At 48.9% G+C, this 12,364-nt stretch carries 11 protein-coding genes and 1 riboswitch; of the genes, 2 read left to right on the forward strand and 9 right to left on the reverse strand.

Annotated elements, in window-relative coordinates; all coding sequences use genetic code 11:
• Positions 1-2: 2 nt before the first annotated feature.
• Genes nikB through AN963_RS14770 form a run of 4 tightly spaced genes read right to left on the reverse strand, consistent with a single transcriptional unit; the run spans position 3 to position 4,018 of the window.
• Positions 3-923: a nickel ABC transporter permease gene (gene nikB / locus AN963_RS14755; RefSeq protein ID WP_055745314.1), complete on the reverse strand. Its 921-nt coding sequence runs from the start codon at positions 921-923 to the stop codon at positions 3-5.
• Positions 924-974: 51 nt separating this feature from the next.
• Positions 975-1,784, reverse strand: coding sequence for a carbon-nitrogen hydrolase family protein (locus AN963_RS14760; protein WP_055745315.1), 810 nt, complete (start codon positions 1,782-1,784; stop codon positions 975-977).
• Positions 1,785-1,801: 17 nt separating this feature from the next.
• Complete coding sequence (locus tag AN963_RS14765) at positions 1,802-3,349, reverse strand: glutathione ABC transporter substrate-binding protein (RefSeq protein WP_055745316.1); 1,548 nt, start codon at positions 3,347-3,349, stop codon at positions 1,802-1,804.
• Positions 3,350-3,382: 33 nt separating this feature from the next.
• Positions 3,383-4,018, reverse strand: coding sequence for an RraA family protein (locus AN963_RS14770; RefSeq protein WP_055745317.1), 636 nt, complete (start codon positions 4,016-4,018; stop codon positions 3,383-3,385).
• 188 nt (positions 4,019-4,206) lie between these two features.
• Between AN963_RS14770 and AN963_RS14775 the strand changes: the two genes are divergently transcribed.
• Entirely contained in the window at positions 4,207-6,153 is a 1,947-nt protein-coding gene (locus AN963_RS14775) for a sigma 54-interacting transcriptional regulator (protein ID WP_055745318.1), read from the forward strand.
• 766 nt (positions 6,154-6,919) lie between these two features.
• Here AN963_RS14775 and AN963_RS14780 read toward each other — a convergent pair.
• On the reverse strand, positions 6,920-7,672 hold the full coding sequence (locus AN963_RS14780; protein ID WP_055745319.1) for a glucose 1-dehydrogenase: 753 nt from the start codon (positions 7,670-7,672) through the stop codon (positions 6,920-6,922).
• 234 nt (positions 7,673-7,906) lie between these two features.
• On the opposite strand from AN963_RS14780, the gene AN963_RS14785 reads away from it, so the two are divergent.
• Positions 7,907-8,521 (forward strand): TetR/AcrR family transcriptional regulator, encoded by a 615-nt coding sequence (locus AN963_RS14785; RefSeq protein WP_055745320.1) that lies wholly within the window; start codon positions 7,907-7,909, stop codon positions 8,519-8,521.
• Positions 8,522-9,222: 701 nt separating this feature from the next.
• Here the strand turns inward: AN963_RS14785 and AN963_RS14790 are convergent.
• The 4 genes from AN963_RS14790 to AN963_RS14805 are packed head-to-tail and all read right to left on the reverse strand — an operon-like array spanning position 9,223 to position 11,916.
• Positions 9,223-10,077: an energy-coupling factor ABC transporter ATP-binding protein gene (locus AN963_RS14790; protein WP_055745321.1), complete on the reverse strand. Its 855-nt coding sequence runs from the start codon at positions 10,075-10,077 to the stop codon at positions 9,223-9,225.
• Complete coding sequence (cbiQ, locus tag AN963_RS14795) at positions 10,074-10,877, reverse strand: cobalt ECF transporter T component CbiQ (protein ID WP_055745322.1); 804 nt, start codon at positions 10,875-10,877, stop codon at positions 10,074-10,076. The genes AN963_RS14790 and cbiQ overlap by 4 nt, the downstream gene beginning before the upstream one ends.
• Positions 10,874-11,158, reverse strand: coding sequence for an energy-coupling factor ABC transporter substrate-binding protein (locus AN963_RS14800; RefSeq protein WP_083496948.1), 285 nt, complete (start codon positions 11,156-11,158; stop codon positions 10,874-10,876). Before AN963_RS14800 ends, cbiQ begins: the two co-directional genes overlap by 4 nt.
• Positions 11,155-11,916 carry an energy-coupling factor ABC transporter permease gene (locus tag AN963_RS14805; protein ID WP_055745323.1) on the reverse strand — a complete coding sequence of 254 codons (762 nt, stop codon included), beginning with the start codon at positions 11,914-11,916 and terminating at the stop codon, positions 11,155-11,157. The genes AN963_RS14800 and AN963_RS14805 overlap by 4 nt, the downstream gene beginning before the upstream one ends.
• 135 nt (positions 11,917-12,051) lie before the next feature.
• A riboswitch (cobalamin riboswitch) is annotated at positions 12,052-12,247 on the reverse strand.
• Between the last annotated feature and the right edge of the window lie 117 nt (positions 12,248-12,364).

A 12,364-nucleotide genomic window follows, 5' to 3' on the forward strand; every position in this document is an offset into this window, starting at 1 on the left:
TTCTAATCGTATCGAATTCGAGGATCAACCGCGCCGTAGCATAAGTCGACTACGAGATTCACAATGACGAAAATCGCAGCAACAAACAGAATGCTCCCCTGAATAGCCGGATAGTCCCGAAACTGAATCGATTGGATGATATAGCGCCCGATTCCGTTCATGGAAAATACCGTCTCTGTCAGAACAGCCCCACCCAGCAGATGTCCGAATTCCAGACCCACAATGGTGATGATGGGAATCAAGGCATTTTTTAACGTGTGCTTATAGATGACCAGCTTTTCCCTGACGCCTTTGGCACGCGCCGTTCGAATAAAGTCCTGATGAATCACCTCCAGAATGCTGGAGCGGGTCAAACGCGCTAATACGGCGGAGGAAGACAATCCCAGCGCGAGCGCAGGAAGGATGTAATGCTTGAGCTGCGTGCTTCCGCCCGAGGGCAGCCATTGCAGGTAATAGGAAAACACCAGAATCAGCATGATCCCTGACCAGAATACCGGCATCGATATTCCGAACAGGGAAACCATCATCGTCGCGTTGTCCCTCATGCTGTTTGGCCTGATCGCAGACATGATTCCTGCGAAAAGGCCAACGAGGACCATGACGACGACTGAGAGCATCGTCAGCATGATGGTGCTCGGAAACCGGGACAAGATTTCTTCTGCCACAGGTCTGTCGGAACGCAGCGATTTGCCTAAATCCCCCTGGAGCATCCCCATGACATAGCTTCCATACTGTTCATACAAGGGGCGGTCGAGCCCCAAGCGTTCCTTTACGATCTGGATCTCTTCCGCCGTAGCATCCACTCCTGCAATTAAATTGGCTGGATCCCCGGGTACCGAATGAATGATGATAAAGCAGAGGATCGATACACCGATCAAGGTTGGAATCATTTGCAGCAGACGTTTTGCGATATATCCCAGCAACTCGACGCCTCCTTTTCTCTCGATTCGGCCTAGTTATATTGAAATGGTTGGTCAGACGTACAACTCTGGCTGCCGGTGCAAATGAGAGGGTAGCTTGGAACGCACTTCCTGCACGCGTTCCAGATCGATTCGACAAGGGATGAGCCCTTCCGTCTCCACCCCGCGCGCCAGGACTACCCCCATCGGATCCACGACGAGACTCTGCCCGATATAATGGTCGTTTACCTGGTTGCACGCGATGACATAAGTCGTATTTTCCAATGCCCGTACCGTCACCAGACTCTCCCAATGCCTTTCCTTCACAGGTCCCTTCACCCAACCGGAGGGAACGATCAGGACGTCTGCACCGTGTAATGCCTGATAGCGGGAAATTTCCGGAAAGCGCAATTCGTAGCAAACGAGCAGTCCGATTTTACCAAAAGGCGTATCGACCGGCTGGAACAAGGAATCGCCCGGCTTGATCGAGGACGATTCCTTTGCTCCGAAAGCATCGTACAAATGCGTTTTCCGGTACGTGCTCACGACCTGACCTTTAGAATCTGCCAGGACGACAGAGTTGTACACCCTGTCATCCTCCGGGTCTTCCGCCTTTTCTCTCATGCCAAAAATGATCCACACGCTGTACTTGTGCGCGAGCTCGCACATCCCGCTCACGAACGGGCCGTCGATCGCCTCCGCATCGTTCAGCTTCACCTCGCGTGGCGTACCGACGATAAAATAACTCATATACGCCTCGGGGAAGACCACCAAATCCGCCCCATACACTTCAGTCGCCTCCTGCAGCGCCTTTTCCGCTTTCTGCAGATTTACGTTCTTGTCATCCGTCGCCCCCAGCTGGGCCATCACGATTTGAAAGGACATGAACCTTCACTCTCCTCTTATTTTTTCACTACTTTTCGCAAGTCCCAGATATACGTCGGTTGAACCTCGACACCCTCTATGTTTTTCCGCATGCCGACATACCCCACATCCTCGTGAAGCGAGATCCACGGCGCCTCTTCCTTGATCAGCTTGAGTGCTTCGGCGTACGATTTTTGACGTTCATCCGGCTTGGTCTGAGCAGCCCCAGTCTTGATCCACTCGTCAACCTTTGGATTCGCATAGTGGGAGTAGTTCGTTGCACTCGTAGACAAGAGGCCATCACTAAGGACGGAATCAGCATCCCCAGTAGAGGCAGAAGCACCTCGGACGAACAATTCATAGGTGGATGGATCTTTCAACGTTTCCAAATACGATCCCAATTCGAGAATCTTCAACTCCACATCCAGGCCTATTTTTTGCAAATTGTTCTGTACAAACTCGGCAGCCGGACGGTCTTGAATCACATTCGCAGCCAAGATCAAACGAATTTTGGTTCCTTCTTTGACTCCCGCTTCCTTCAACAATTGCTTTGCTTTGTCTGCGTCATACGCATAGGCTCCCACATCACTGTAGCCAAACGTTTGTGCAGCCACGGATGCCGTTGCCAGCTTGACCCGACCTTCGTAAAGCTTGTTTACCAATGTCTCCCGATCAATCGCGTAGTTTAATGCCTGTCGTACCTTCACCTGGTCAAAGGGAGCGACCGTGGTGTTGATCCCAACGTACAGCACTCGATTCGTCGGCCTGGAAACGACCTGCACTTCGTCGTTTGATTTCAGTCGCTCGAATTCCGAAGCTGGGACTTTTTCGATCACGTCTGCTTCACCCGTTTCCAGCATAATGACACGTGCCGCATTTTCAGGTACCGGTTTGAAAGTGACAGATTTGACCCCTGGCTTCCCACCCCAATACTGCGGGTTTGCCTCCAGCACCACCTGGTTTCCAGGTGTCCATTCCTTGAACTTGAACGGTCCTGTTCCTACCGGATTTTTCGCGATTCCTTGCTCGTTTTCTTTGATCGACTTGGGACTGAGGATCCCGCTCGCCGTGACTGCTAAGTTATTTAAAAAGGGTCCTTGTGGGGTGTTCAGCTGAAAGACTACCTCTGAGTCGCCATTTGTGGTGATCTTGTCGATGAATTGGCCCACCAGCACACGTCTGCTCAGCTTTTTCCCCTTGTCAGCCACCCGCTCGAAATTCGTTTTCACCGCTTCGGCATTAAAAGGCGTCCCGTCCTGGAAGGTAACTCCCTGTCTGAGCTTGAAGGTCCAGGTTTTCCCGTCCTCGGAAACCGTCCAGCTCTCGGCCAAGCGTGGAACGATCTCCATTTTGTCATTGAAGGCAACCAGCGTATCCAATACTTGATAGTTAATCAGGCTGGAAATCGTGTCTGTCGCAATATGCGGGTCCAAGCTTACCGGATCTCCCGTCAATCCTACGATCAAATCCTTCGCTTCCACTTCCGCTCCCGGAGAGGAAGTCTCGCTTGTACCACAAGCTGATACAAGTAGAGAGAAAGCCAATACGATAGGACCTGCCCATTTCCCAATCCGCTTTCGTTTCATCTCATGATTTCCCCCTTTTATCTTGGAATGTTCTCAAGTCCGCGTCACACGGGATTCAAAAAGCCTGTCGTACCCACGCTCTGTACGCATCTGCAATTCCTTCTGCTGTTTTTCCAAGGCTCTCTCCCCGAACTCTTTTGCCTGATCAGGACTTACTACAAATACACCGTCATCATCGGCTACGATCAAATCTCCCGGATGGATTGCCACTCCACAAATGCTCACAGTCGTATTGACCTCTCCCTCGATTCCCAGCGTACGGGTCGTGAGCGCACTCACCCCTAGAGAAAAGACAGGGAAGCCTAATTCCATAATTGGGCGAACATCCGTCACGCACCCGGAAATGATGACGCCCGCAACTTTTTTCGTTACAGCCGCATACGTCAAAAACTCCCCCCAGCATGCGCGCTTCTCGTCACCCGACATATCGATAACGAGAACATCCCCCGGCTCTACCAGGTCCAAAGCATGACGAATCGCCGTCGCATCGATATGCGGGATCCGTACCGTCACGGCATTGCCCACCAGACGAATGGGTCGAAACAACGGCGTAAGTCCATTCAGAAAACCAAAATCCGTGAAATGTCCAATGGTCGATGGACTGACTGTCTCGTAAAGATCGAGAATCTCTTGCGTTACTCCTTGTACTCTTGGCTTAACAGTAAACAAGATAAGCTCCCCCTTTCGTTTTGCTAGAATCAAGAATGCAAAAGTTGTGCCAACAGTTTAAATATTCACAAAATATGATTTGCAATCTATTATGGACAGGTGATCCGTTCCATATTTGATACAAACGTACTAAAATAGGTATCATCAGACATTTGCAAATGCCACTTCTCCTACCAGGAGGGAACAGCATGACAACCAAGATCGCAATCGTGGGACAGGGTGATTTTATTAACCTAGCCAAGCGCGTCACCGCCAAGCTCGCCCACAAACTGAATGTTCATTTGCAGTTGTTAGAAATCAATTTGGCCGATTCTCCTGGATTGGTGCCTTCCATCCTCTCGCTGATCGAAAAGATCGACACCGACATCATCATCACCGGCCGTTTTATCGAAGGACTGCTCGTAGGCAAGACCAGTATCCCGATCATTCACCTGCATCTGACGCCTTCGGATATACTGGCTGCCGTCAATCAGGCCATTCCTTACTCGCGCCGAATCGCGATCGCGATGGCGGAGCTGGCAGATTTGAGATACGACTTTTCTACCTTGCAGGATCTTTTGAATATCAAGCTGGAATACATCAACTACAACACCCCACCAGAACTACAGCTCAAAATAAGGGAATTTTCCGAAAAAGATGGCTCCGTGATTGGAACGGGACTAGCGGTCCGATATGCGAAGCAATACGGAATGCAAGGAACGCTTATCTATACCGAGAACAGCATTGTCGAGTCAATCGAGCGCGCTTTGGAAATCATTCATTTTAAAAGAGAAGAAGAAAAACGCAATCAGGCCTTTATGGCCATCATCAATTCTGTGCGCGACGGTATCATCGCGACGAGCAGCCACGACGAGATTACCATCGTCAACGATGCGGCCCGCCTGCTCCTCCAACTTCCTGCTGAAAATCTCGTAGGTAAAGACCTATCCAACGCTCTCTCCCATCTCTCTTTGCAGGAGCTCGCTCATGAGGACAGCTTCCAGGACAAGATCATCAAATGCAAGCAATCCCGGCTGAATACAACCAAAACCGGAATCTATCAAAAGAATGTCAAAATCGGCAACGTCCTCACCTTTCAGGACATGACTCACATCCAGAATATCGAACAAAAGTACCGGCTGGAGAATGAAGCGAAGGGGCAGGTAGCCAGAGCTCATTTTGAAGATATCATCAGCACCAACGCAACCATGATCCAAACCGTGGAACGCGCCAAACGGTTCTCGTTGACCGACTCCACAATCCTGATCATTGGAGAAACCGGAACAGGAAAAGAGCTTTTGGCCCAGAGCATCCACAATCACAGCGACCGAAAATCGCAGCCCTTTGTCGCTATCAATTGTGCAGCCTTGCCGGAAACTCTCCTCGAGAGCCAGCTCTTTGGATATGAGGACGGAGCGTTTACAGGCGCCTCCAAAAACGGGAAAAAGGGACTTTTTGAAATCGCCCACAACGGTACGGTCTTTCTGGATGAGATCAATTCCATTTCTCTTCATTTTCAGGCGCGGTTATTGCGGGTTCTCCAGGAAAAAGAAGTCGTCCGTGTCGGGGGAAACAAGGTCATTCCCATTAATATCCGAGTCGTCGCGGCCACCAATGAGGACTTGCTGCCCTTGGTGAAAACCAGCAAATTCCGAGCTGATCTCTACTACAGGCTAAACGTTTTGAAGCTGAATATTCCTCCCCTGCGCGATCGGCTGGAGGATATTCCGCTTTTGACTATGCAATTTTTACTGCATCAAAACAAGGAGCTCTATCATTACATCAAACCGTGCATCGAGAAATTGTGCGCGGAGCTACAGAAGTATACATATCCCGGAAACATCCGCGAGCTCTACAATATTTTGGAGCGCTTTTCTATCCTGTGCGAGCCGGAGAAGGTGCAGAATTTCGAGACCTGTAAAGAGATCATCTGGGAATGCATGGAGGACCGATCTAATGATTTTGGAGGCAACGACCAGAAGCTGGAGTTTGACCTGCACGAAAGCTATCGTGAGAGCTTGATCGCGGCAGAACGCGTGATCATGACCAAGTACATCGATAAATATTATGGGGATAAGACCATGCTCGCCTCCAAGCTCGGAATGGGGCGAACGACCTTCTACAGGAAGCTGAAGGAATTGGGGATTTCATACTGAGTGATTGATAGGAGCAAGAAAAAAGCCAATCGCATCCATTTTGGAAGGATTGGCTTCTTTTCTACGTGTAAGAAAAGACAGGCCTTTTAAGACCTGTCAGTCTATCGAGAAAGTTGCTGTTGTGGGGAGAAGCCTGCTTCCATTCTTCGCTCCAGGCTAGCCTTTCTAATACCTTTTCGGGACACTCTCAGGTTGCCAAAAAATAAGGTAACCTACTCTTTAGAATACCTTTCACGATTTATGCTAGCTTCGATATTTATGTCCAAAAAAATTATATATAAAAGGAAAATATTAGACCTAAAAGTCTTACTTATCCACCTTTCGATGAGTTTGCCTTATGAATTTTTACAACTATTCTTACTTGAATAATTATAATTATTTATAAATAAAAGGAAACACAATTGACACTGGGCAGATACGAAACAAAAATAACTGATAATTAATGGTAATACGATTACATGTAGCCACGTATTGCTCGCACGGATTATTAAATCTCTAGGCTCAGACGGCGTATTAATAACCATAGATACATATACAACTAGCATTATGATACCAATTGAATAAGCTACTTTTGGTATTAGTTTCAATTGACTACCATCTCCCCTCGTGTTCATACGTTAACGTTAAAATATCTTAATAGGTCTGGTATCTTATTTAATGCTTACTGGATTCTTTGAGTTCTTATTTTAATTGGTTTTTCCTCATGAAAAAAGCCAACCACTTCCGCTTTGGAAGGATTGGCTTTTTCATTTAGAGATCAATTGTATTACAGAGCAGTCCATCCACCATCAATCACTAATTCAGCGCCTGTCATGAAACGCGATTCATCCGACGCTAGGAAAATAGCTCCATAGGCGATATCTTCTGGTTCACCGAAGTACGGAAGCTGTGTGTACGTTTGATAGTACGGTATCGCTCCCCCTTCTTCCATCGACGGTAATGTCATCGGTGTGACAACGATACCCGGGTGCAAGGAGTTGACGCGAATTCTGTCTTTTCCATACTCGACAGCAGCTGATTTGGAAAGCACACGCAGTGCTCCTTTGGCAGCCGTATACGGGCTTGTACCCGCCATCCCCACAATGCCGCCAATCGAAGAAATGTTGATGATCGAGCCTCCACCCGCTTTTTTCATTTCCGGGATCACATACTTCATCCCGATCACACAACCATTTAGGTTGATATCCATCACTTTGTTCCATTCAGCCATCTCCATGTTGGCAATGGTTTTCGGTGAAGATACACCTGCATTGTTCACCAGAACGTCCACTTTTCCGTAAAGACTTACCGCTTCGGCTATCACGGATTTCCATTCCTCTTCCGATGTCACATTATGTTTAATGGCTACTGCGTCGCCGCCATTTTCTTTAATTTCCTGTACCACTTGGTTCAATGTTTCAACCTGAACATCTGTAGCGATTACCTTTGCTCCTTCTTGTGCAAATAGCTTTGCTTCGGAAGCACCCATCCCCATTGCAGCACCAGTAATGATTGCTACTTTTCCGCTCAAACGACCCATGTTCAACCAATCCTTTCTAAAGTAGAATGATTCGGCTATGAGAATCATGCAACGCCATCTACATGATATTGCGAATACTTGACAACACGTTGTTTTATCAACACCGTGTTGTTAATATAATTATAGCAAGCCTCCAGAAATGGGCAACCAACACGAATCATAGATCCGTCGCTTTATCATCAGATCGCTGCATTGTGTCGTTAAAACGAGAAAAGTAATACAAGGAGAGCAAAAATGTCGAAGAAAGATCAAAAGCTGGACCCACGCGTCATCCGGACTCGTCTAATGCTGCGAGACGCCCTTGTTGAATTGATTCATGAACATGGCTACGAGAAGATCACCGTTCAAGATATAACGAAACGCGCAACGCTTAACCGTGCGACCTTCTACCTGCACTATCGCGACAAACTCGATCTTTTCTATCAGAGCTCAGAGGAAATCGTAAGCGACCTAGTCGAGAGTATGAACTTGGCTTTTGCTGAAAAAGAGAAATTCGACTGGCAAAGTGATCAGCCTCACGAGAATTTTATCCACCTATTTGAACAGATTTCGCAGAACGGCAGGCTGTACAAGGTGTTTTTGACAGAAAGAAACATGCCCCACTTCACATCCCGCCTGATGGACGTACTGATCGATTTTATCGCAAAAGGCATCAACAATATGCAACCGGATGATGATCGCCTTACGGTGCCGAGAGAATTCGCCATTCGGTACTTTGCCGCGGCTTTCCTAGGAGTGATTGTGTGGTGGCTAGAAAAAGACATGCCTTACACCCCAAAATATATGGCCACCCAGCTCATGCGCGTCGCCATCAAGGGACCATACCTCGATAATCCATTTATCCAATAGCATTTCTGCACCAAGAGATACGCGGGAAATACACCCGCTTCCTTTTTACACTCGGTCAGACTGTAGTGGAGGGGAGAAAAAAGGGGAAAACGCTCCAGCTTCATAGGAACACCTACTGGGGGGCATCCCTCTCCAGCTCCATGTAAAAAACGAAACCGCGTCCGAAGCAGCCATCTCAGGGAGATCCTCAGAGGTGGACACTTACAACCGTGTTTCGTTTTTTCCATTGAGCCTTGGTTGGTGTTCCAAAGATCTTCCGCTTATTTGCCCTTTTTCCTCGGCCAGCTTTGGCTCTCCCACTTGCCTGATTCTGGGGGCTTTCCAAGGAGTTTCTTTGAGAAAACCCTACATAGAACCATGTCTTTGAAGAAGGTCAGCTTGGTTCTTCCATCCCGACAGCTCGCAGAAGAAGTAGGTTTCCAGGCGGAGCGACTCCGGAACCCAGCTGAGGGGAACAACGAATTCACGGGATCCAGAAGCGGTACCTCTGTATTCCCTGCGGAGCGGCTACTACTTTACCGCTTCCCCGTGAATCGTTGTGGAGCGGACTGTCTATACTCCCTTGCAGGGCCGCCGAACCTGTTCGGCGGGGATGGCCGGAGCGCAGATCGGAAACCTGCTTCTCCCCACCACCACAGCACACAAAAATACTGATATATTCCTATCTGTACTCGCTTTCTGTACAAAAAACAGAAGGCCCCTCACACTGAGGCGACCTCCTGTTTTGCTTCCAGCTTTTTCTTTAACTCTTCTACGGATCGAGGAATCCCGCCCATATCCCTTTTCAGTGATTCGGGCAAGACCTCCCACACCTCTGCGAGCAACGGCATGCCTAGATGCAGGCTCTCCAGCATCTCTCTTTGCGCAAGCGCCTCCTGAGGTTCTCCCGCAAAGATCAGACGTCCTCCATCCATGACACAAATCCACTCTGCCCACTCAAAGGCTATATCCATATCATGCGTAGCCATCAGAACAGTGGTTCCATTCTGATGAATATGGTCCAGCTCGCGTAGCAGATTTTTCGTCTGATAGCGATCGAGGTAAGCAGTCGGCTCATCGAGCAATAATAGTTCCGGCTCCAAAACCATGACGCCTGCCACAGCGAGACGTCTTTTTTGCCCCAGACTCAAGTGGTGAATGGGGACTTCCGCTAGCTCTGTCATCCCGAAAGTCTCGAGAATATTCCCTACCTTTTCCCGGATTACCTCCGGTGGCAGCTTTCTGTTGAACAAGCCGTACGAGATATCCTCCGAGACCGTACTCGCTATCAGCTGATGCTCGGGATCCTGAAAAACCAGTCCCACTTTTTGCGTCATCTCCTGCAAAAAGGAGCGCTTGTAGACAAACGGATTGCCTCTCCACGAGACCTGTCCTTGCTGGGGCTGGAGAATCCCGTTTGCGTGTAGAAACAGCGTCGATTTGCCGCAGCCATTTCGTCCGAGCAGGGCACATTTCTTCCCTTCTGGAATTCCCAAGCTTACCCCATTCAACACAGACTTCTGGCCGCCTGGATACGTGTAGTGCAAGTTAGAGAATTCAAGTAACCATGATGTCAAAACCGCCAACCTCCCGTCAGGCTCTCAAGCAGAATCAGCACGAGGCACCCAAGCACAGACTCCCACTCGTATCGCACCGAGCGAGCATGGATGCGCAGGCTTTGCACATGAAAGCTATCTCCGTACCCTCTGGCTGCGATCCCCATGGACAGCGACTGATATTTTCGCATCGCACGGATAAACAACTGGCTCGCTACCATACTGACATCGCGCAAAAGCGAACGGAAACCTTGATGACCGCCACGTGATCGCTGGGCCACCCACAGTTGAAACGACGTATCGAATAATACAAAAATAAAGCGATACATGATCATCAACAGATCGGTGATGATCTCCGGCATCCCGATCCTGCGAAAAACCTGCAAGATTTCTGCGAATGGAACGGTAAACAGCAGAAACGAGAAACAGGACAAGCTTCCTAGTATCCGATAAAACAATTCCAGCGCCCGGGTAACGGACGCAGGTGCAATGAAAATGATATACGATCCAGCTTTCCACGTTACCAGCGCGTCAGCCGGAATGGCACTCGACCCGCTGCGAGCCAGATCAAATAGCAGCGCTGGTAAACCCGCTACAAAGAAAGATAACGGGAGGGTCAGAAACAGAAGATGGTACCGGAGAGGAATGTGGGCATAACGAACCACCCACACTCCCATCCAGAGAAACACAATCAGTTGCACGAGTGAATGTCCCGTTAAAACCAGCAATAGCAGCACGCAACCAAACAAAAGCTTGTGAGCTGGCGGCAAATGTCTCAAGTGATTTTGATAGGATAGGGAATCTAGCTGCTGCCAGTTCATTTCTTCCCTTTTTCCGTACGACCTTTGTACACTCCAACCGCATAGCCAACGACACCCGCACCCAATGCTGCTTGTACAGCGAACAAGAGGCTTTCCGTCTCTCCTCCTGGCGGTTCAATAAACGGCTGGAACCATGGCTCATAATTCGGTGAGATCTCTTTAATCGCTTCTTCTGCTGCGCCATCAGCCCCACCGAACTCGGAATCCTTGATAAACAAAAGCGGCATAACCGCCAGAACAACGACTCCCAGCAGTAATAGCCAGTTCATTCCCTTTTTCACAGCGATTCCTCCCGTTTCAGCAAACGAAGTTGCGCCAGTTCATTCGCATTGTAAGCTTGGAGCCAGTTCCATACTAAGACGGTCAGCAATCCTTCGCTGATCGCCAACGGCACCTGCGTGATCGCAAAAATACCGGCAAATTTGAGAAATGAAGCAAGGACGCCTCCACTAGCAGCCGGGAAAGCCAATGCCAGCTGAATCGAAGTCACAACATACGTAGCCAAATCAGCCAATGCTGCGGCGGCAAATACAGCAAGCCTCTGTTGGCCACTTTTCATGATCAAACGATAGACCCCGTATGCGACCAACGGGCCTACCACTGCCATCGAAACTGCATTGGCCCCCAACGTCGTCAATCCACCGTGAGCCAGCAATAACGCTTGAAACAGCAGAACCATACTGCCGAGTACGGACATCGCCAGCGGTCCAAACATGATGGCTCCGAGCCCAGTACCGGTCGGGTGCGAGCTACTACCCGTCACAGAAGGAATTTTTAGTGCGGACAGTACGAAAGCAAAGGCTCCCGATACGCCCAAGAGCAGCTTCATTTGTGGGTGTTCTTTAACGATCCGATTAATAGAGCGAACACCAAAAATGAAGAACGGTAGGAAAACGACCCACCAGAATAAGGCCCAAGATAGAGGCAAATACCCTTCCATAATGTGCATAGCGTGTCCAGTCTGCGGTTCATTGAACATAAAATAGATGACAAATCCGGCAATCAGCAAACAGCTAGCCGCCCAGCGAGAACGATTCATGACCTTTCCTCCTCATTTCTTTTTCGAGCAACAAAAAAATCTCATCCCCAAGTGGACGAGATCTGTGTACACAAAACAACAGACTGGTTTCTCAGCCATATTGCCTCGTATTCACCGCTCCTTTCCGCGAAGGTTTCTGGGTGTGGCTGCTAGGTAGGTCTCCTGGCTTCCAGATCGATGCGCTCTTTGTCCTTCCCCATAGAATATATGAGTGGATTCCTAGCAAAGAGAACTCCCTGGTTACAGTGGCGGGACCGCTCGGGACTTTCACCCGATTCCCTGTTACCCCGTATGCCGTGCACATACAGGCACCTAATGCCAAACAATATGTAGTTCTTAGACAATCCGAATTGTCCACCAACATTATACTCCATGCGATAGAAAAAGAGAACAATTGGGAAAACAATAAAAAAACCGATGACCTCCGCTATGGAAGGAACCATCGGTT

It is taken from the genome of Brevibacillus choshinensis (genome assembly GCF_001420695.1).
Taxonomy (GTDB): Bacteria; Bacillota; Bacilli; order Brevibacillales; family Brevibacillaceae; genus Brevibacillus; species Brevibacillus choshinensis.